This window comes from Paraburkholderia caffeinilytica, assembly GCF_051027425.1.
Classification (GTDB): Bacteria; Pseudomonadota; Gammaproteobacteria; order Burkholderiales; family Burkholderiaceae; genus Paraburkholderia; species Paraburkholderia caffeinilytica_A.
This window is the reverse complement of the sequence record NZ_CP186553.1, coordinates 68339-89753: the sequence shown is the minus strand read 5'-3', so window position 1 is coordinate 89753 and position 21415 is coordinate 68339. Positions and strand designations below refer to the sequence as shown.

The window sequence follows — 21415 nt, the reverse complement described above, 5'->3', positions numbered from 1 at the left end:
ATCTCATGGAGTTACTTCTTTTCGACTGCATTCTTTTGCAAAGGCCGCCATGCGTGGCCGTTGCGTGCGAGCAGCGCGTCGGCTTCCGCGGGACCTTCGCTGCCGGCGGCGTAGCCGCATACGGGTATCGCGCCGCCGGTCTTCGGGTGCAGCACATCGTCGACCGCGGCCCAGCTCGTTTCAATGCTGTCGGCACGCTGGAACAATGTCTCGTCGCCCAGCATGCAGTCGTACAGCAAAGTCTCATAGCCGACGTTGGCCTGGTCAGCGAAGAAGTCCGCATAGTCGAACGATGATTGCACCGCGCCGATCTGCATCACCGGCCCCGGCGTTTTCACATTGAAGTCGAAACTCGTGCCGTGCGCGGGATCGATGCGCAAGGTCAGCACATTCGGCGTCAGCGCGTCGACCGGCGTATCGCGGAACAGCCGGAACGGCACCGGCTTCAGTTGCACGGAGATCTCCGTGCGGCGCGCGGCGAGCCGCTTACCGGTGCGCAAATAGAACGGCACGCCGGCCCACCGCCAGTTCTCCACATACACGCGGGCGGCGGCGTAGGTTTCGGTTGTGCTGCCCGGTGCGACGTCCGGTTCCTCGCGATAGCCGACGCCCGCCGGACCCTTTGCGTATTGACCGAAAACGACGTCGTCGGCGGTCAACGGCTGGATCGCGTCGAAGATTTCGGCTTTCTTGTCGCGCACGGCTTCGGCATCGAACGAATTGGGCGGCTCCATGGCGACCATGCCGAGCAACTGGAACAGGTGGTTCGGCAGCATGTCGCGGAACGCGCCGGTCTGCTCGTAGAACTTGCCGCGCCCTTCCACGCCGATCGTTTCGGCCGCGGTGATCTGTACGCTGTCGATATATTCGCGCCGCCAGATCGGTTCGAACAACGCATTCGCAAAACGCACCGCGAGAATGCTCTGCACAGTGTCCTTGCCGAGAAAGTGATCGATGCGATACACCTGCGACTCGTTCGCGTACGAGAGAATGTGTGCGTTCAGATCGCGCGCCGAAGCGAGATCGGTGCCGAACGGTTTCTCGATCACGATGCGGCGGAAGCTACCCTCGCCTTCTTTCAGCAAGCCCGCCTTACCGAGATGCTCGACGATCGGTTTAAAAAAATGCGAACTCACCGCCAGGTAAAAAATGACGTTGCCACCCGGCGACTGATCGAGCTTTTGCTTGAGCTTCGTGAAGGTGTCGTCGGTTTCGAATTCGCCAGCCATGTATTCGAGCCGTTGTGCGACCCAGTCCCACGCTTTGTCGTCGAGCTTGCCGGCGTGGAAGGTGCTGGCTTTGTCGGCGGCGAACTGTTGCAGCGAATTGTGCAAGTCTTCGCGCCATACGCTCGTCTCACGTTCGCCATGATTCACACCGATGATCTTCATGCCGTCGTCGAGCAGGCCGTCCACAGCAAGGTTGTACAGCGCGGGCATCAGCAGCCGCTTGGTCAGGTCACCGCCCGCGCCGAAGATCACCAGCGTGCAAGGTGGCGTGGGCCGCTTGCCGGCCGGCGACGGCGGCGCATCATGCGGACTCGCGCTGACTTTGCAACTGGGCTCGCGGCTGGCGGAGGTTGGGGTGTTCGGAGTAGTCGACATGGGATTCGCTTAAGGAAGCCAATGGAACGGACGTGGCGGTACATAAAAGACCACGCTTGAACCCACACAGTTCAAAAACAAGCACTAAACCTGCCGCCCCGCGCGCTGTATGGCTTATGTAACTTCGCGCGGTTGGGTCGCTAGTTGCTACCTCGCTACCTGGCCACCGCTCGCTACTTGGTCACCGCCGTTGTCAGCGCAGGCGCGGGTTCGGGCGCGGACTCGGGCGGGCATGCCGGCGCCGGCGCGGAAGTCGACATAGGAATGGGCGCCTGCTCCGGCTCGCCTGTCAGCGGCACATTACCGGACGCAGCCATCGCCCGCGGTTGCAGGAGCAACGCCACCAGCCCGGTCCAGCCGGTTTGATGCGACGCGCCCACGCCACGCCCGTTGTCGCCATGGAAATACTCATGGAACAGCACGAGATCGCGCGAACGCGGGTCGGCTTGCAATAGCGGATACGCGCCCATCGCCGGACGTTCGCCGTCTTTGTCCTTCAGGAACAGGGTCGTCGTGCGGCGCGCCAGGTCGTCGCCGATTTCGCTGAGCGAGAGCTTTTGTCCTGAGCCGGTCGGATACTCAACGCGAAAATCGTCGCCGTAGTAGCGATGAAATTCGTACAGCGATTCGATCAGCAGATAGTTCACCGGCATCCACACCGGACCGCGCCAGTTCGAATTACCGCCGAACACGCGCGTATCGGATTCGGCCGGCAAATACTTCACGGTCACGCTGGTGCCGTTGTGGTTGAACACGAACGGATTGTCGCGATGGAAGCGCGACAGCGCCCGCACGCCGTGATCGGAGAGAAATTCGCTTTCGTCGAGCGCACGGCGCAGCAACGCTTTCATCCGATGCCCACGCAATAGCGAGAGCAGAAGCGCATTGCCTTTGCCGGGTTCATTCCAGCGCGAGACCAGCTTCGCCAGATCGGGCCGATGTTCGAGGAACCAGATGAGCCGCTCGCGCAGACCCGGCAAGTGACCATGCAGACGCTCTTCGAGCACGTGCACCGCGAACAGCGGAATCAGGCCGACAATCGAGCGCAGGCGCATCGGGATATTGCTGCCGTCGGGCAGGCGCAGTTTGTCGTAGAAGAATTCGTCTTCGCTGTCCCATAGACCGGTATCGCAGCCGTCATCGCAACTCACAGCTTCGGCGATATACAGAAAGTGCTCGAAAAACTTCACGCCGATATCGACGAACACGTGGTTTGCATACGCGAGTTCGAGCGCGATCCGCATCAGGTCGAGCGCATACGCGGCCATCCATGCGGTACCGTCGGCCTGATCGATATGACCGCCGGTCGGCAACGGCGACGAACGGTCGAAGATGCCGACGTTGTCCAACCCGAGAAAGCCGCCCTGAAAAACGTTGCGGCCGTCCGCATCCTTGCGGTTCACCCACCACGTGAAATTCAGCAACAGCTTGTGAAAGACGAGTTCCAGAAAATCGCGATCCGCCTTGCCGGTGAGCGCACGGTCGATTTCATAGACGCGCCACGCGGCCCAGGCATGCACCGGCGGATTCGCGTCGCCGAGCGCCCATTCGTAGGCGGGCAGTTGGCCGTTCGGATGCTGATAGCGGTCCTTCACCAATAGCAGCAATTGACGTTTGGCAAACGCGGGATCGATCAGCGCGAACGCGGCCGCATGAAACGCCAGGTCCCATGACGCGTACCACGGGTATTCCCACTTGTCGGGCATCGACACGATGTCCGCATTGCACAGATGCCGCCACTCCGAATTACGGCCGCGTTTGCGGGACTCAGGCGGTTTGGGTTGCAGCGGATCGCCGTCGAGCCAGCGTTGCACGTCGTACTGGTAGTACTGCTTGGACCACAGCATGCCGGCGAGCGCCTGACGCTGCACGAGGCGCGCGTCGGGATCGACGATTTCGTGTTGCAGCGCGCCATAGAACTCATCGGCCTCGGCGATACGATGAGCGAACACCGCATCGGCATCGAGTTGCACATCATCGGGGCTCGACTGCGGACGCCAGCGCATATACACCACGGCGCGTCCATGCGGACCGAGTTCGATCGACGCGTGCGCGGCCGCCTTGGTGCCGGCGTCGCGGCGTACGGCCTGTTCATCGCCGTGTACGAGGTAATTGTTGAAGCCGTCCTTGAACGGCCCGGGACCGTCCATGTTGAACAGGCGCTTGACGTTGGTGTCGTTTTCGCAAAACAGCCAGGCCATCTGCGGCACGTCTTTCGACCACGCTGTCACGACAATCGGCTCATGCCCGTGCTGCTTGCCGACCACATGGATTTCACCGTTGTGGTCCCGGCCGGCCACAAGCGACGGTTTGTCCTTGTTCTCTTTCCACGACCACGAATTGCGCGCCCAGATCTGCGGGAGCACGTCGAGCGACGCCGCCTCGTCCGCGCGATTCTCGATAGTCACGCGCATCAGGATGTCGTCGGGCGCATGCTTCGCGTATTCGACCTGCACGTCGAAGTAACGGCAATCGTCGAATACGCCCGTGTCGAGGATCTCGTATTCCGGCATGTCGCCGCCACGCCGCGCGTTTTCCTGCACCAGATCGTCGTACGGAAACGCGGCATGCGGGTACTTGTAGAGCATCCGCATGTACGAATGCGTAGGCGTACCGTCGACGTAGAAGTACAGCTCCTTCACGTCCTCGCCATGATTGCCCTGCGCGTTGGTGAGACCGAACAGACGTTCCTTCAGGATCGCGTCCTTGCGGTTCCACAGCGCGAGCGACACGCACCAGCTGAGTTTGTCGTCGCCGAAACCCGCGATGCCGTCTTCGCCCCAACGGTAGGCGCGGCTGCGCGCATGGTCGTGTGGAAAATTGTCCCAGGCGGTGCCGTCCGGACTGTAATCCTCGCGCACCGTGCCCCACTGACGCTCGCTGAGATACGGCCCCCAACGCTGCCAATGGGCGCAATCGGCGGAGTGCAGGCGTGAACCTTCAATAGTGGCGAGCAGATTGGCAGCGCGCAGCGGTGGCATGACTACGTCCTTGCGTCGGACCTGGCGGCGGGACTCACATCGTAGCGCGGTTTAAGCGGCGACGGACGCCCACCGGGCAAGCAGGTTTTCAATGCGTAGCAACTCTCCCAGCGACCACGCCTGAAACGGCGTGCCGGCGGGCGTGTGCGGCGCGTCGCCATCGGCGATCTCGGAGAGATGGTCGAGGCCGGCGTGATCGAGATGCGCGTATAGAGGGTCGAGGAAGCGCGCTTTGGCTTGTGCACGGGCATCCGCTTCGGCGCCGTGAACCCGCAGCCATGCTTCGACGAACGGTCCCAACAGCCACGGCCAGACCGTCCCCTGATGATAGGCGCCATCGCGTTCCAGCGGCGAACCGCCGTAGTGCCCGCGGTAGGCCGGATCAGACGGGGCGAGCGTTCGGAGGCCGAGCGGCGTGAGCAACTGCGCTTCGACCTGATCGACCACCGCGCGCGCCGCCGCGCCTTCGAGTAGCGGAAACGGCAAGCCGCCTACGGCGAAGATCTGATTCGGACGAATCGAGCGATCCACTGCGCCTTTGACAAAATCCACGTCGACGGTGTCGACCAGCGCTTGCGTCGACGGATCGGTAAAGCGGTCATGAAACGCTTGCAACGCGCGCTCCGCAGGCTGCCGCCACTGCGGATTCCACATTGCTGCAATGCGCAATGCGTTGATCCAGAGCGCCTGCACTTCCACGGGTTTGCCGATGCGCGGCGTGACCACCCAGTCGCCGACCTTGGCATCCATCCACGTGAGCTGCACGCCGGGGGTGCCGGCGTTCAGGAGGCCATCGTCGGTGGATGCCTTGATATTGAAGCGCGTGCCGTTCGTGTAGCCGGTGAGGATGGTTTCCACGGCTTGTTGCAGGCGTGTTCGGGTCTCGGCCTTTGCGTGGTTCGTCGCCAGATAATCGTGAACGGCGATGATGAACCACAGCGATGCATCGACGGAGTTGTATTCGGGTGTGTCGCCGTAGTCGGGGAAACGGTTCGGCAGCATGCCTTCGGATAACGTGCCCGACCATTCGAGCAGGATCGCTTCGGCTTCGGCGAGGCGGCCCGTTGCGATCAGCAGGCCGCGCATGGCGATGAACGTGTCGCGGCCCCAGTCGGTAAACCAGGGGAAGCCGGCGAGGATCGTGCGGCCTTCGTTACGCACTGCGACGTAGGCGTCGGCGGAACGCTGCAGGCGCGAGCCGAGTGCGCTGCGGCGTTGTTGTTCGATGCGCGCGAGGTTGGTTGCGTGGGTAGCGGGTTGTGTACTTGCCGACGACGGCACAATCGACGCACTAAAGATCATCACCGCTTCGCCATCGGCGAGATTGAAGCTGAACACACCGGGCGTGGCGAGGTCCTCGCTGAAATCGAGACCACGCTCGCGCTCGCGAACGTAGCAGAAGTTTCGATACCAATCAGGTGCGTGCGTGTAGATGCCATTAGTCGCTGCGTTGATGACCGGCAGATCGCCGTAGGGCTGCCAGCTCACACATGCCTGATCGCCACTTATCTGCGCGTTGAAGTTGAACGCCGAATTTTCATGGTGCAGCGCGTGATAATCGCGACCTGAGAGCAAAGGCCTCACCTTCAGATTGAACACACCCGCGCCAGATGCCGCGTCTGCACCCTCCAGCCGCCAGCGCAGAACCGTTTCGCGCGTCGCCTTGCTCACGAATACATCGGCCGTCAGTGTCTTCTGCGAATCGAGTTGGACACGCCATGTCGGCCATGGCTCCGTGTTGAACCCGAGGAGACTCGCGGTCAGATCCGGATAGATCACGTCCGGCACGTATCGCTGCATGCTCAATGGATAACGCTTGCCACCCGCCTCAAGCCAGGCTTCAACACCGTTGACGAGCACCACACGCCCGCCGGGCGCGCGCGTGGCCGTGAGCAGCAACGCGTGATAGCGGCGCGTGCGCAGCGTGCCGACGGTTCCCGATGCGAAGCCGCCAAATCCGTCTGCTTCGAGCCATTCGTCTTCGAGACGTGTGACGTCGAAAGGTCTTTCGATGCGTGTCATGAATTTACCGCAGTACGCAAAGCCGCCAATCTTTCGGTGTGCCTGGGCTTCAACCGTATGGCACTGACATGACCATTCTCCTGCTTACCGCTTTCCATCGTCTTTCGAAAAACTGACATTACGACGCAAATTAAACCACTCGCAAACGTTTCACAATTATTTCTTGAAAGGATTGGAGACTGCATCCGCCATCACGAAACTGGATGCGGACATGAGAACAAATGCAAGCCTCGCTTTCACCGTTCTTGTTGCACTCGCAGTTTTCACGTTAAGCGGTTGTGGCGCGGACGACTCCGCGTCAGCACCCTCATCGCCGAGCGTCGCCAGTCACGATACCGCGCAGAACGCTGCCATCAAGCCGCTGCCCGGCATGCCTGACGCATCGGCGCCACTCGCAGCCGGCCCGGCCGCAGCATCCGACGCGATCACACAGAACATGCAAGCCAGTCTCGCCGCCGACAGCCAGCAAGTCGCGCCCGTGATGCATTACGCACCGGGCGACAACGCTAGCAGCAACTAACCCGATTCCACCGGCGCGCGCGAGGCGCGCTATTCTTCCCCAACGCAGAGGGTGATATTCGATGACATCAAATAGCCGTCGCCGTTTCCTGCAGACAGTGGCTTCATCCGCCGGCGCTGCTGCCGCGCTGACCGCCCTGCCCGAGTCCATTCGCAACGCGCTTGCCGTGCCCGCGTTTTCGCGCACCGGCACGATCCGCGATGTCGAGCACATCGTCGTATTCATGCAGGAGAACCGTTCGTTCGACCACTACTTCGGCCATATGCGCGGCGTACGTGGTTACAACGACCGCTTCCCGATTCCGCTGCCGGGCGGCCAGCAGCCCGTGTGGTATCAGCCGTCGAAGGAAAATGCGGCACAACCCGTGCTGCCGTTCCACCTGAACACGCTGACGACCAGCGCACAGTGCATCGGCGATCTCGACCACACGTGGTACGCGACGCACTATGCGATCAACAACGGCGCGTACAACCAGTGGCCCCAGTACAAGACCGACATGACGATGGGCTACTACCTGCGTAGCGACATTCCGTTCCACTACGCACTGGCCGACGCCTTCACCGTTTGCGACGCTTACTTCTGTTCGCTGCCGGGACCGACGCACCCGAACCGCTCGTATCTGATGACCGGCATGGTGGACCCGACCGGCACGATGGGCGGCCCGCTGCTCGACAACAACGATTTCGTCGACGGCGACGGTCCGCCGAATTATCAGTTGCTCTCGTGGACCACCTACCCGGAACGTCTGCAAGCTGCGGGCATTACGTGGCAGATCTACCAGCAAGGTCTCACAGGCGCGGACCCGTTGAACGGCAACTACGGCACCAATGTGCTGCAGAACTTCGCGAACTTCATCAACGCGCAGCCGGGCAGCCCGCTGTACGAGCGCGCGCAAACGGTGCGTACGATCGCCGACCTGAAGAACGACGTGCTCGCCGGCAACCTGCCGCAGGTATCGTGGCTGTGCCCGCCTGCTGCTTACTCGGAACATCCGAGCTATACGCCCGCTTACGGCGCCGAATACACGTCGCAGATTCTCGATGCGTTGACGTCGAATCCGGAAGTGTGGAGCAAGACCGTACTGTTCATCATGTACGACGAGAACGACGGCTTCTTCGACCACTACGTGCCGCCCCAACCGGCAACGACGCCGGCACAAGGCCAGTCGACTGTCAGCGTAGCCGGCGAAATCCACAACGTGGTGAACCCACAGCGCGGCGGCACGTACACTGCGGACGGCTTGCCGTACGGCCTCGGCCCGCGCGTGCCGATGACGATCGTGTCGCCGTGGAGCAAGGGTGGCTTTGTGTGCTCGCAGGTGTTCGATCACACCTCGGTGATCCGCTTTATCGAAACGCGCTTTGGTGTTTATGAGCCGAACATCACGGCGTGGCGCCGCGCGGTGTGCGGCGATCTGACAACCGCGTTCGACTTCCGCACGCCGGACGCCACCGTGCCGTCGCTTCCGGACACGAGCAACTATCAGCAGATCGCCAACGAGTGTACGTCGCAGCCGAAACCCACGGTGCCCGCCACGCCGGTCGCATTCGATCCGCAGGAATCGGGAATCCGTTTTGCCCGCGCGCTGCCGTATGAGCTGCATGTGAACGGCCACGCGGATGTGAGCAAGAACACGTTCGAGATCATGCTCGCCAACAGCGGCGAACAGGGTGCGCATTTCTACGTGTACTCGGCGAATCGTACGGATGGTCCGTGGCGTTATACCGTCGAGGCGGGCAAGTCGCTCAGCGAAACTTTCGATCTGACGGCGACGAAGGGCGTGTATACGTTCGAAGTGTTCGGGCCGAATGGTTTCGTACGCAAGTTCGCGGGTAACACGCAACAGGCCGCCGCGCAGACCGCCCAGGCTGCGGGTTGGCACGGCAACGGTAAGCCTGCACAGCCGGAAATCAAGGTGCAATACGATGTTGCGAACGGAAATGTGTTTTTGAAGTTCAGCAACAAGGGCGGAGGTATTGCACGGTTGACGGTGACCGATAACGCGTATGGTGCACGGACGCGTCCGGTGCTGGTGCCGGCGGGCTCGCATATCGAAGAGGCCTGGGTGCTGGCGTCGAGCCATCACTGGTATGACTTGACGGTGACGAGTAACGATGACGCCAGCTTCTCGCGTCGCGTGGCTGGGCACGTTGAGAATGGCCGGCCGAGTATTAGCGATCCGGCGGCGGTGGCGCCGGTGTTGGTAGTGAGTTAAGCGCGGGTGATGCGCGCTGGGCTTCGGTTGGGTGGCTGTTATTTGGGTTGCTTGATCGAAGCTCAGTGGCGTGAGGTTGATGAGCAGCAGAAAAATGCTTGCTTGGCGGAGGCTGGGCTTCCGTTGAATGACTGCGCTAACGAGGCGCGTGATCGAAGCTCAGCCGCGCAACGTGATCGCGGCGAAGAACAATAGAACGATCTTAGGCCGAACGGCTAAAGCTAGATAGTTAGCTTAACAAAGTGAATTTTAAGAGAAGGGCGCACTTATAATTTCGTGGTCGTCAAAACAATGATGACCGGGTGTGAGAGCCCGACCGCCTATGCCCAATCAACCTGCTACGCAGGTCGTTTGCCTCTGCGCGTCCGTTCAACGGGCGGGTCGCGGCGAGGGAGCCGCAAGGCTCGCCGGTTTGGGCTGGCACCGGTCTCTCAACCTCGCTACGTGCCCGCCCACCCGTTTGCAGCGAGTGTCGGGCGATTTCGAGAATCCACCGGAAATCGCGCCATGAGTCAACCCGCTGAAGCTTCATTCATGAACCCACGCCTGTCGGCAAAGCCCGCTGAATATAAGCGTCTTGCCGCAGAGGTACTGGAAGCAACCCGCATGTATGTGGAACGGCTTTCGTCGCTGGCTATGCTGGCGAGAACGCTGCGTAAAGGTATCGCAATGAACCATTGCGACCGTCGCGACCAGATGTTGCTTGCAGAGCTGTTGGAGCGCACAGCGCATCAGTACGAAACCGAGGCGAACCTCGAGCGAGGAAAAATGTCGGTCGTGATGGCCGATGCGGAGGAAGCGGAATCGAATGCTGCGCGCCGCAGGAAAGGAATGGGTGAATCAGCAGCGCCGCGCACGCGAACGCGCTTGAAGGTCGGCGCTGACGTTACCGCATCGGCGTAACTCACGGCTACGCTCTGCACGAATTGACGGATAGCGTTACAGTGAATCTCCGCAACTGCTTGCCAATGGAGACACCATGGACCGCGAAGCATTCACTGAAAGCCTGACGAAAGACGGATTCCCTGAAGCCGTCGTTGTAACGCGAGAAGCGAACATCGAGATGGATGTACACGAACATTCATTCGAAGCGAAAGCGCTGATTCTTGAAGGCGAGTTGCACATACGCGTGGACGACGTGGTGCAAGCATATAAAGTCGGCGACGTCTTCCATTTGCCTGCAAACAAACCGCATGCGGAACGGTATGGCCCGAATGGGGTGACGTATCTGGTGGGACGGAAGTAGGAAGGCGGGCGGCGTGGTCCGACGCAACAGCAAAGCTAACGATGCGGCTACGGTAAGCCGACTCCAGTGTGGTTGCAAAACGGCGCAACCCCGTGTCAGACACGCCTGACTCTCTCAGCGGAATGCGCTCCGTACGCAGGTTCCACGAGTCAAGGCGTCCCACCCGAATCCTCACGCCCCCAACAAAACCCCCGTCCTAAAAGCCCGCGCCCCAGTCACCCGCCCCAACGGCGCCCCAGCCGTCACAAACCGAATCGCCCGTCGCATATAAAACACACCTTCCGTGCTACTCGACAACGTAGTCGTCTCATCAGTCAACGGATCAACAATATCGAACAGCGCCTGCCCAACTCGAATCGTGTCCCCGATCTTCGCCCGATGAATCAGAATCCCGCTAACAGGTGCATAAAACTGCTCGCTCCCAGCGAGCGGCGTCGCGGGCAACAACAACTCGGGCAAAGGCTTCGCATCGAGCTTGATGGCCTTGCGCCAAGCCAGGTAATCAATCAACGCGTCCGCATCTTCCTGCGCGACTTCATAAGAAACATCCCGCTGCCCACGGCACTCCACCGTCACAGCAATCGTCCCATTAGGCACCGGCTTATCCGCAGGCATTTCCTGCTGCAACCTCCACCACAACAAGCTATGTGTCTCATCGAACGACTCACCGCCCGAGTTAGTCGCCAGCAACGAAGCCTGCGCGCCCAGATACCGTGACAGCGGTTCAAACTCAGGCCACGCAGCCTCGCTGGTATAGAGATGCATCGCCGCTTCCAGCGAGCAATGCAGATCGATCACCACATCCGCATCGAAAGAAAGCTTCAGCAACGCCAATTGCAGCGACTCGAACTCAGTCAACGGTTTCTGTTCAGCCAACTCGGCAGCGATCAACTCGCGAACAATCCGCCGATTCTCCGCCGCATCAGAGCCCAACGCCTCCTTGGCACGCGCCACCAGCTTCGAAAGCTGCAGGAAGTGTCGATTGAAGTTCTTGCCGCTGCCCAGATCGAAGCGCCCGAGAAACTGCCCAAGCACGTACTGCCCGAGTCCGACAGGATTCGCCACCGGCACCAGCACGATTTCGGCATTCAGCGCACCCTGCTTCTCCAGTTCGAGCAATCGACGCTTAAGCAACACCGTCGTCAACATCGCCGGCGTTTCATCAGCATGCAGCGACGACTGGATATAGATCTTTTGACCACTATCCGCAGGGCCAAAATGAAACGACACCAGTTCGCGGTGCGTGCCGATAGCCGGCGAGAGAAGCGGAATCGATTGCTTGTTCATGAGAGCAGGAAGTCTGTAAAAGAGAGGTAAAACGAAAAATCAATTGCCGTACGGGTCGAAGTCAAAGTACTTCTTCGCAATCTGCGCGTATGTACCGTCCTTGCGCATCGAAGCAATCGCCTCGTTAATGGACGCCTGCACCGCAGTCTCATCCTTGCGCAGGCCGATACCCACGCCACGATCGCCCATCGAAAGCGGCTCGCCGACAAATGCAAAGCCCTTGCCCGCCGGCGTACGCAAAAAGCCGTAGTCGGCTTCGACGGAACCAAGCAACGCGCCATCGAGACGACCGTTCTCCAAGTCGGCGAACACCTCCTCCTGACTCTTGTACGCGACCACATGCACACCAATCGGTGCCCAATTCTTTAACGCATAACTTTCGAACTGCGTCCCCGATTGCACGCCGATCTGCTTACCAGCCAACGCATTCAACCCACCCGCGAGCGCCGACCCTTGACGCGCAATCAGCCGCGATTTGAACTGAAACAGCTTCGACGAAAACAGGATCTGCTGCTCGCGCTTCTCCGTGATCGCCATCGACGAAAGAATCGCGTCGATCTTGCGCGCCTGCAGCGCCGGAATCATCCCCGAGAACTCGAGTTCGACCCACTGGCAATGCGCATGGATGCGCCGGCAGATTTCGTTGCCGAGATCGACGTCGAAACCTTTGAAGCTGCCGTCGGGCGCCTTGGAGTCCATCGGCGGATAGGTCGGATCGATACCGAGGCGCAGCGTGGCGGGGTCGGCGGCAAACGCACCACTGCTGAAAGCCAGCGCGGCGCTCAAGATCATCAGCGAGATTTTCATGGGAGGCGGGTGTGGGTTGGGCGGATGACTACATCGCGATCCTATGCCGTCGCCGCGCCTCAAAGAAGCCCCGAAAGTAATATCATGATCACTTTTACCGATCACTGAGATTCTTCATGGCGTTGACGATCTCCCAGTTGCGCGCGTTCACCGCCATTGCCGAGCACGGCAGCATCCGCGCGGCGTCGCGGGCGCTCGGCATTGCCCAGAGCGGCGTCACGCAGCAGTTGCAAAACCTCGAATCGATGCTGGGCGCGACCCTATTCACCCGCACGAACCGCGGAATCACGCTGACCGAGCTTGGCCAGCGCCTGTTGCAGCGCGCCGGCGCGATTCTCGGGGAATGCGAGCGCGCTGAGCAGGAGGTGCAGCAACTGCGTGGCGATTACACGGGCGAGGTCACGTTCGGCATGACGACCGAGCCGCTTATCGACGCCTTCGTGCCGGTGCTGATGGAATTCCGCGCGCGCTTTGAGCGGGTCGCGGTGCATCTGCGCACCGGCACCTCGCGGATGATGATCTCGCGGATTCGCGAAGGCACGCTCGATTTCGCCGTCGCGCTGGTGTCGAAACATACCGACACGGCCGATCTGTCCGTGACGCCGCTCTATCCGTCCGATCCGGTGGTCGTTTGCCGCCGCGGTCATCCGAAAGCCGGTGCGACCTCGCTTGCCGAACTCGTCGATTGCACCTGGGTGGCCACGCGCTCGCCGAATCTCACCGACGATCCGCAACTCAACCGCCTGAACTATCTGTTCGAGAGCCACGGTTTGCCGCCGCCGAAAATCGTCGCGACCGTTGAAGGCTTGTACGAGACGTTGCATCTGGTTGGCGCAACGGACTGTCTGTCGCTGGAGTCATCGATTGTCGCGAAGCGCGGGCCGTTTGCGAGCACGCTTGCAGCGATCGAGGTGCGCGAGCGCGCGGTCGAACAGAACGTGTGTTTGTTGCAGCGCGCGGCGATTCCCATCACGCCCGCCGCGCAGGAACTCGCTACGATGATTGCGTCGTACACGCGCACGGTGCGGGCGCGATAAGGCCAGGCCCGCCGGAATCACTCCACCGTTTCGAGTGCGATCAACTCCTCGATGGTTTGGCGACGCCGGATCAAACGCGGCTTGCCGCTCTCCAGCAACACCTCAGGCGCCAGCGGCCGGCTGTTGTAGTTCGATGACATCGATGCACCGTACGCCCCCGCGTCGTGAAACACGATGAAGTCCCCCACTTCCGGCGTCTGCATCGTGCGGCTCGTGACGATACCGCCCGCCGCCTGGGTGAACACATCGCCCGCTTCGCACAACGGCCCGGCCACCGCGAAAGCATCACGCGGCGCGACGCTCGGCATGCCATTGCTTTTCACTACCGTCATCTCATGATGGCTGCCGTAAAACGACGGTCTCATCAGATCGTTGAAACCCGCGTCCACCAGGGCGAACTGACGGTTCGGCCGCCGGTTCAGTGCGTGCACCTCGGCAACCAGCACGCCGGCTTCGGCGACGAGAAAGCGCCCCGGCTCGATTTCCAGTCTCACGCGATGTCCGAGATGCGCTTCGATCTGCCGCCGCGCGGTGTCCCAAAGACGGAAATAATGCTCGACGTCGATCCGCGGTTCGCCTTCGCTGTATGGCACCGATAAACCGCCACCCGCCGAAATCGCTTCGATATCGTGACCTAGGCCTTGCACGGCTTCGACCATCGCATCGCACACACGCGATAGATGCGTGTAGTCGACGCCAGAGCCGATATGCATGTGCAATCCGACCAGCTTCAGGCCGTAGCGGCGCACGATGGCTATTGCCAGCGGCACGTCGTCGAGCCAGATGCCGTGCTTGCTATGTTCGCCGCCCGTGTTGGTTTTGTTGCTGTGTCCGTGGCCGAAACCGGGATTGATCCGCAGCCACACACGGTGACCTTCAGGCGCGTGCTGCCCCACGCGCTCAAGCATATCGAGCGAGCCGGCGTTGACCGTGATGCGATGTTCAAGCACGGTGGCGAGCGTCGTGTGATCGATAAGATCCGCTGTGAAAACCACGCCCTCGGGGTCGCCATCCGGCGTAAAACCTGCTGCGAGACTACGCGCGATTTCGCCTGAAGACACCGCGTCGACCATAACGCCTTCGTCTCGCATGAGCTTCAGGATGTGGACGTTCGAACACGCCTTTTGCGCATAGCGGATCACGTCGAAGCTGCGTAATTCGGCAATACGTTGGCGGATCACGTCGGCGTCGTAGACCCAAAGGGGTGTGCCGTGCTGTTGCGCGAGTTCGACGAGTTGTTGTGGGTTAAAAGTGGTCACGATTCGCGGTTTCTATATCGAAGCATTAGTGTGAAACACATAATGCTTAAAACCGTTCATTCAGTAAAATACCTATTCTTTGCCAACTCATTCATTCCTGATATAGGTACCATGGCGCTCACTCATCGACACATCGAAGTCTTCCGCGCGTTGATGACGGCAGGCAGCGTCACCAAAGCGGCCGAGATGCTCTTCACCTCGCAACCCACGGTGAGCCGCGAACTTGCGCGCATGGAGCAGAGCATCGGTTTTGCCTTGTTCGAACGTGTGCACGGTCGATTGCGGCCAACCATGTCCGCGTTGACACTGTTCGATGAAATCAAGCGCGCGTATATCGGACTAGAACGGGTGGCGTCCACCGCAGCAAGCTTGCGCGAATTCCAGGGCGGCCAGCTTTCCATCATCGCGTTGCCCGCGTTTTCGCACTCGATCCTGCCGGGAGCATCGAAACGCTTTCACTCCGAGCAGCCCGGCGTCAGCCTCTCAATAGCGACGCAGGAATCGCCGTTCCTCGAAGAATGGCTGACCGCGCAGCGCTACGACCTCGGCTTAACCGAACACGGCGCGCCGCCGGCTGGAACACGCCTCACGCCCTTGCTCGAAGTGGACGAAGTCTGCGTACTGCCCGACGGGCATCCGTTGCTCGCGAAGCGCGTGATCGAGTTGAAGGATTTCGCGAATCAGCCGTTCGTCAGCCTGTCGTCGAACGATCCCTATCGGATTCAGATCGACGAAGCCTTCACGCAAGCCGGCATTGCGCGCCGCCAGATCATCGAGACGCCCACCGCCGTCTCCGTTTGCAGTTTCGTGCGGCAAGGCCTCGGCGTGGCCATCGTCAATCCGCTTACCGCGTTGGATTTCGCGGGCCGTGACCTGCATATCCGCCCACTCGGCATGTCGCTGCCGTTTCGGGTGAGCGTGGTTCATCCGGAGCATCGTCCGAGCCATCCGCTGGCTGGCGCGTTCGTTGAAGCGCTGCAAAGCGAAGCCGACTCGCTACGGCTACAACTAAAAACCCACACAAAACGTAAGCAGCATTAAAGGCGCTGTTCGGTCGGCGCGGATTTTCCGGCTTAAAACTCGACCAGCGCGAAATCTTCCTTGCCCACGTCGCACAGTGGGCAGCGCCAGTCGGCCGGGACGTCCGCCCAGCGGGTGCCGGGCGCAATGCCTTCTTCCGGCAAGCCGGCGGCTTCGTCGTAGATCCAGCCGCAGATCACGCAGACCCATTGTTTGAAGTCGTCCGCGGATGCGGCACTTTCCAGCGCTGCGTGCGGTGCAGCGACCGCTTGCGACGCCGGCGTCTCATCCAGACTCACCACCAACGGCGCAACCGTCCCTACATTGCTTTCAGCAAGGCGTGCCTGCAGGCTTTCCAGCAGCCGTTGCGCCTCGACCTGCGTCAAATCGATCCAGTACGGATCGCCGGCGCCGTCGTTGAGCCGCTCGGGTGAAAACTGGATTTCTACGGCTACGCCCTTCTTGTACATGGCAAATCGAAATATCGAAGAAGCCGGCGGCGAGCGCCGGCATAGGGTCGGATGCGTGAAGCGAAGGCTTCCCGGCAGGCTTAGGCGAACTGGTTCAGCACGATGGCTGCGATCAGTCCAGCGGCGCCGATGAGGCCCAGCAATTGCAGCAGAGTGAGGGATTTACGGGGTGCGGAGGGGATGTGTTGCGTAGTCACGGGGCGTTCTTAGAGATCGGAAAAAGCGAAATGGTACACGGGTATGAGGCCGGCGCATCTCGATTGGCGCAAACCCGCGTGTGTTAGATGCCATTATCGCTGCTCGATCGGCCTGGATTCCCTACCGGGTGGAGATGGATTAATTCCCCACCGGGCGGAAAATCAGGTGTTCGACAACGGATTGCCATGACGCGAATCCCAGAAGCGGATTACCGCGCCGCCGCCCGTGCCGGCGCCCACCACCTTATCCGGCGCGCCGCTCTCGCGCAGCAGGGCGCGTAGTTCGTTGATGACCGGAAACACCTCGTGATTCCAGTCCGCGCCCTGCGAATCGTGCGCGCGTTGTTCAGCTTCGACGATCTCGCGATCTTCCTTGAAGATGCGCTCGGTGAACCATACGAGCAGCGGCCAGGCGAGATTCAGCACGCCCGGAATACCCGGTTTGCGAATCGACAGCAGCCCAAACGTGCGGTTCGTACGCTGCTCGCGATCGAGCGGCACGTAGACAATCCACAAATCCATCACCAGCGTCTGATCGGACGTGCGGATCTGCAGCGTCTGATACGGATACTCGGTGCGGATCGTCATCACGTCCTTGTCGTTGTCGCCGCCGGTCTTGCGGCTCTGGCCGAACACGATCGCCTCGCCGATCGGCTGCTGGCCGGCCATGCGGGCAAACGTGTAATCGACTTCGACCCAGCCTTCGCCGCGCCGCCGCCCCAGCGAGCGCGCGCGCATCTGACCCATTTGCCGGCGATGCAGAAACTGATGGTTCATATCCATCAGGTTCTCGTGCATGAACGAATAATGGCAATTCACCGGACGGCCGAAACGGCGCGTCTTGTACTTCTTGTCCGATACGGAGCCGAACGCGGGCAGCGGCCGTTCTTCGGCCAACGCAGCATTGCCGGGAAACACGAAAATCAGGCCTTCGACTTCGCGGCACGGATAAGAACGCACGCCGTTCGGCAGACGATCGCGGCCCAGATAGGGCACGTCGATACACGCGCCCGAACAGTCGTAGGTCCAGCCGTGATAGCCGCAACGAATCGATTCGCCGTCCACCACGCCCTGATGCAACGGCACCTGACGATGCGCGCAACGATCTTCGAGCGCGAACACCTTGCCGGACTCCGTACGCGCCAGCACGATCGGGTCGCCCGCGAACGTCACACCATGCGTCTTGCCCCGCTTCACTTCATGCGACCACGCCAGCGGATACCAGTAATCCGCGTGAATACCGACGCGGCGCAGATCGCGCACCGGGGCGCCGTTGGCGGCCTGATCCGGCGCGTGTGCATTCGCGGCTGTTGAGGTGTGGGTTTGCGCGGCTGCATGAGCAGGTGACGCATCGACCGGCGCATCGACGGTGTCTTGTTCGAGCGGGGGAACAGCATGCATAGGTGGAGCCTCCGTGCACGAGCGGATAGAAGGTTGGCGCCCTGCATTTTGCAGGCCGACATCGTTGCACAGTCTACTCGAACCTGCAGGGGCACGGTTCCATCCGCCGAACGCCACTCCCCATTGCGCCGCCAATAGGCACAGTGGGGAATGGCGCGCTGCATGCGTCAGATAAGGTGGACCGCCCGCTAGTTTTCGTCGTGCGTCACAAGCCCGGAGCGGCGTTGCACGCCCCACGAACGGCCGCCACGCAGGAAATGCAGCCAACCGAGCAGAGCGCCGACATGACGCACCAGCTGAAACGTAAACGGCTCGGAGATCGCCGCGAGCATCGCCATCCACAAACTGGCGCGGGTGCGCTCGCCGGTCCAACGGCGGTACAGATGGATGCACCAGAGATAAAACGCGAGATCGATCGCCGTTTTGAGGCCGATCACGCTGAAAATCGACACGACGATCGCGCCATGTCCACCGAACAGAAAGCCGAGCAGCAGCGCGAAGGCGGTCAATCCGTAGATCGGCTGCATCGTATCGATGGCCTTGACCGGCAGCATCAGCATGCCCATCGTGCCGTAACGCGGGTTGCCGGTCATGTCGCGATTCCAGTACTGCGTTTGCAGGAAGCCCGCAAACCAGCGGCGACGTTGCCGCAGGAAACTGCCAAGGTTGTCCGGCGCATCGGTATGCGCATGGGCATTGCCCACCACGCGCACGTCCCAGCCGAGACCATGGTCGACCGAATAGCGGCGCAGCCGATGAATCAGTTCGTAGTCTTCGACCAGACACTGCGGATCGAAGCCGCCCACGTCCACCAGCGCGTCGCGCTTGAACGACGCGAAGGCGCCTGAAATCAGCAGCAGACTGTCGGCGCGCATCCACGCAAAACGGGCGATGAAGTTGCGCATGTACTCGTAGGTCTGGAACCACTGGAACACGCGGCCCGACACCGATTTGCCGCACACCGGCACCAGAATGCCGGCTGCCGCGACCAGCTTCGGTTCGCTCGCGAAGGCGGCGCGCATCGCGTAGGTGGCGTCGTCGTCGAGCAAGGTGTCGGCGTCGACGGTCATGACGGTGTCGGTGGTCATGAGCGTGATGGCTGCGTTCAGCGCACGGGCCTTGCCACCGTGCGGCACGCGCAGCCAGTACAGATTCGGGTACAGCGAACTCGGCGCGCTCAGCACGCCGTCGGCTACGGCAACCAGGCCGAAGCGTTCGGTGAGCAGCGCCTGGGTGGTGTCGGTGGAGCCGTCGTCGGCAATTACAATCTGCGCGGGACCATGCGTCTGACGCAGCAGCGCGGCGAGCGTGACCGGCAACACCGCCGCCTCGTTATGCGAGGCAACGATCACACCCATGCTCGGCAAGCTGCGCGCATCGAAGTCGGGCTCGAGCGGCGGCGTGGGCCGCATCAGCGGCAGCGTTTTCCACGTGACGAAGGCGAGCAGCAACGTGTCGTACACGACATACGCAATCCCCGTCGACCACGCCACCACACCTTGCAGAAAGAAGGCGCGGGCGAACAGCAACAGCCACAACACGACGACGCTGAAATGAATCAGCGTGCTCAGCAGCGTAGTGGGACGCGGCAGAATGCGCGGCGATGCAAGGGCAAGCGCCTGTTCCAGAGTTTTCTTCAAAATGACTGCTGAGTCCGTCGAAGGTGCGGTTATTAGAGGGAAAGCCATGTAATGGTGCTTACGGCACCATGCGTTTCAGAACCGACTTGCGATCGATCCATTGATGCTTCAACGCACCGCCGATATGCATTGCCAGCAACGCATACAGCGCGTAGCCGAGCCATGTATGCAAGGCGCCGAAGCGGTCGTGCAAGGTTTCCTTGAGCGTGGGATCGAGATTCATCACATAGCCGATGCGCGGCCAGGGGAACAGGTTGAACAGGCGCATCGGATGCGTGGCTGCGTCTTTCCAGGCGGAATCGTGCAGCCAGCCGGACAGCGGCAGCGCAATCATTAGCAGATACAGCAGGAAATGGGCGACATGCGCGGCGATCTTCTCCCATGACGGAAACTCGCGCGGCAACGGCGGCGGCTTGTGCGATACGCGCCACAAGATACGCATCAGCGCGAGACCGAGCACCGTGATGCCGATCGACTTGTGGGTATCGACCACCGGACGCACCCAATCGTCGGGCCATGATTCCGCAGTCAGGCCAAGGACGACATTGACGATCATCAGCAGCGCGATCAGCCAGTGCAGCGTTATCGCCGTGCGGGTATAGCGCGACGGCAGCGGCGTGCCGGTCGAATCGGTCAGGGAGTCGGCGTGAGTATTCATCGGTCGTTCCGTCTGCAAATGGATTTCTTGCGAAAGCTGTTTGAAAATGCAGCCATACCGCAGCTCTGTCTGCGCGCGCCGACGGTATGAAGCAAACGCATTAGTGTGACGTTTTATTCCACCAGGCGCTGAGCGATGTGTTTCAGATTATTTCGACAGCACATGGCATGGATCGCCCGAGATGCGTTGAGCGCGCATGCCGCCGGGCGCTGCGCGATCAACACGATCAACATGATCAACGCGGCCAACTCGATCCGCTCGTCGAGCCGGCACGGCGCAAGGTGGGATCACGCCTGGAGCGCCGCGGCAACCCGAGTCCGCAAAGTCGGCAGCACCTCGGCTTCGAACCACGGATTGCGCTTGAACCACGCGATATTGCGCGGCGATGGATGCGGAAGCGGCATCACGTTGGGGCCATATTCCCGCCAACGCAGCAGCGTATCGGTTAGCGTCGGCCCGAACGCGTCACCGAGACCATAACGCTGCGCGTATTGGCCAATCAGCACCGTGAGACGCACCTCGCGCAATTCGGCGAGCAAGGCCTGATGCCAGTGCGCGGCGCATTCGGGCCGCGGCGGCAGATCGCCGCTCGCGCCTTTGCCCGGGAAGCAGAACCCCATCGGCACGAGTGCAAATTTCGAGGCGTCGTAGAAGGTCTCGTCGGAAACCTCGAGCCACTTGCGCAAACGTGCACCGCTCGCGTCGCTCCATGGAATGCCCGAAGCATGCACACGCGCACCGGGCGCCTGCCCGATGATCAGAATGCGCGAGCCGGCAGACGCCGCCACGACCGGCCGCGGCGCATGGGGCAGAACCGGCGCGCACACCGTACAGGCGCGAATGTCGCGCAATAGCGTGGTCAGTAAAATGGGTTTCCTTACGTTCATACCATGGCGCGGATCAAGATTCGGTTTAGCGCTTTGCAAACCGGTAGTGTCCCACGCCCCACTCGTTCCCGTTCGCGTCATCAAACAAGTCGGCCGCGGCCATGTGGAACATTCGCCACCTTGAAGCCACACGGATGAAGCGGTAATGAACGTATTACGTTCTG

At 61.1% G+C, this 21415-nt stretch carries 17 protein-coding genes; 6 read left to right on the top strand and 11 right to left on the bottom strand.

What is annotated here, in order from left to right:
• Positions 1–11: 11 nt before the first annotated feature.
• The 3 genes from zwf to ACOSV0_RS20850 form a co-directional block, all read right to left on the bottom strand.
• Positions 12–1604: a glucose-6-phosphate dehydrogenase gene (gene zwf, locus ACOSV0_RS20860; protein ID WP_434113176.1), complete on the bottom strand. Its 1593-nt coding sequence runs from the start codon at positions 1602–1604 to the stop codon at positions 12–14.
• Positions 1605–1777: 173 nt separating this feature from the next.
• Positions 1778–4585, bottom strand: coding sequence for an MGH1-like glycoside hydrolase domain-containing protein (locus ACOSV0_RS20855; RefSeq protein WP_434113174.1), 2808 nt, complete (start codon positions 4583–4585; stop codon positions 1778–1780).
• 51 nt (positions 4586–4636) lie between these two features.
• Entirely contained in the window at positions 4637–6607 is a 1971-nt protein-coding gene (locus tag ACOSV0_RS20850; protein WP_434113172.1) for an amylo-alpha-1,6-glucosidase, read from the bottom strand.
• A gap of 211 nt (positions 6608–6818) precedes the next feature.
• Here ACOSV0_RS20850 and ACOSV0_RS20845 point away from each other — a divergent pair, with 211 nt between their 5' ends.
• The 4 genes from ACOSV0_RS20845 (at position 6819) to ACOSV0_RS20830 (ending at position 10588) form a co-directional block, all read left to right on the top strand.
• Positions 6819–7127: a hypothetical protein gene (locus ACOSV0_RS20845; protein WP_434113170.1), complete on the top strand. Its 309-nt coding sequence runs from the start codon at positions 6819–6821 to the stop codon at positions 7125–7127.
• A 61-nt stretch (positions 7128–7188) separates the two neighbouring features.
• Positions 7189–9342 (top strand): phosphocholine-specific phospholipase C, encoded by a 2154-nt coding sequence (locus tag ACOSV0_RS20840; RefSeq protein ID WP_434113169.1) that lies wholly within the window; start codon positions 7189–7191, stop codon positions 9340–9342.
• A 534-nt stretch (positions 9343–9876) separates the two neighbouring features.
• The gene (locus tag ACOSV0_RS20835; protein WP_434113167.1) at positions 9877–10245 is read left to right on the top strand and encodes a hypothetical protein; all 369 of its coding nucleotides are present in this window, start codon (positions 9877–9879) and stop codon (positions 10243–10245) included.
• A 76-nt stretch (positions 10246–10321) separates the two neighbouring features.
• The gene (locus ACOSV0_RS20830; protein ID WP_434113165.1) at positions 10322–10588 is read left to right on the top strand and encodes a cupin domain-containing protein; all 267 of its coding nucleotides are present in this window, start codon (positions 10322–10324) and stop codon (positions 10586–10588) included.
• Positions 10589–10759: 171 nt separating this feature from the next.
• On the opposite strand, the gene ACOSV0_RS20825 is transcribed toward ACOSV0_RS20830, so the two are convergent.
• Positions 10760–11875 carry a succinylglutamate desuccinylase/aspartoacylase family protein gene (locus ACOSV0_RS20825; protein ID WP_434113163.1) on the bottom strand — a complete coding sequence of 372 codons (1116 nt, stop codon included), beginning with the start codon at positions 11873–11875 and terminating at the stop codon, positions 10760–10762.
• Between the two features lie 39 nt (positions 11876–11914).
• Positions 11915–12682 (bottom strand): transporter substrate-binding domain-containing protein, encoded by a 768-nt coding sequence (locus tag ACOSV0_RS20820; protein ID WP_434113161.1) that lies wholly within the window; start codon positions 12680–12682, stop codon positions 11915–11917.
• Positions 12683–12798: 116 nt separating this feature from the next.
• Between ACOSV0_RS20820 and ACOSV0_RS20815 the strand changes: the two genes are divergently transcribed.
• Entirely contained in the window at positions 12799–13719 is a 921-nt protein-coding gene (locus ACOSV0_RS20815) for a LysR substrate-binding domain-containing protein (RefSeq protein ID WP_434113159.1), read from the top strand.
• A 17-nt stretch (positions 13720–13736) separates the two neighbouring features.
• Here the strand turns inward: ACOSV0_RS20815 and lysA are convergent, their stop codons facing one another.
• The gene (gene lysA / locus ACOSV0_RS20810) at positions 13737–14978 is read right to left on the bottom strand and encodes a diaminopimelate decarboxylase (protein WP_434113158.1); all 1242 of its coding nucleotides are present in this window, start codon (positions 14976–14978) and stop codon (positions 13737–13739) included.
• 111 nt (positions 14979–15089) lie between these two features.
• Between lysA and ACOSV0_RS20805 the strand changes: the two genes are divergently transcribed.
• The gene (locus ACOSV0_RS20805; protein WP_434113156.1) at positions 15090–16019 is read left to right on the top strand and encodes a LysR family transcriptional regulator; all 930 of its coding nucleotides are present in this window, start codon (positions 15090–15092) and stop codon (positions 16017–16019) included.
• Between the two features lie 32 nt (positions 16020–16051).
• Here the strand turns inward: ACOSV0_RS20805 and ACOSV0_RS20800 are convergent, their stop codons facing one another.
• The 5 genes from ACOSV0_RS20800 to ACOSV0_RS20780 all read right to left on the bottom strand — a co-directional run bounded on the left by ACOSV0_RS20800 (position 16052) and on the right by ACOSV0_RS20780 (position 21251).
• A complete protein-coding gene (locus tag ACOSV0_RS20800; RefSeq protein ID WP_434113155.1) occupies positions 16052–16468 on the bottom strand; it encodes a rubredoxin in 417 nt (138 codons plus the stop codon).
• A gap of 359 nt (positions 16469–16827) precedes the next feature.
• A complete protein-coding gene (locus tag ACOSV0_RS20795; protein ID WP_434113153.1) occupies positions 16828–18066 on the bottom strand; it encodes a Rieske 2Fe-2S domain-containing protein in 1239 nt (412 codons plus the stop codon).
• Positions 18067–18254: 188 nt separating this feature from the next.
• Positions 18255–19706: a glycosyltransferase family 2 protein gene (locus tag ACOSV0_RS20790; protein WP_434113151.1), complete on the bottom strand. Its 1452-nt coding sequence runs from the start codon at positions 19704–19706 to the stop codon at positions 18255–18257.
• 58 nt (positions 19707–19764) lie between these two features.
• Positions 19765–20364 carry a cytochrome b gene (locus ACOSV0_RS20785; RefSeq protein WP_434113149.1) on the bottom strand — a complete coding sequence of 200 codons (600 nt, stop codon included), beginning with the start codon at positions 20362–20364 and terminating at the stop codon, positions 19765–19767.
• Between the two features lie 287 nt (positions 20365–20651).
• Positions 20652–21251, bottom strand: coding sequence for a uracil-DNA glycosylase family protein (locus tag ACOSV0_RS20780; protein WP_434113148.1), 600 nt, complete (start codon positions 21249–21251; stop codon positions 20652–20654).
• Between the last annotated feature and the right edge of the window lie 164 nt (positions 21252–21415).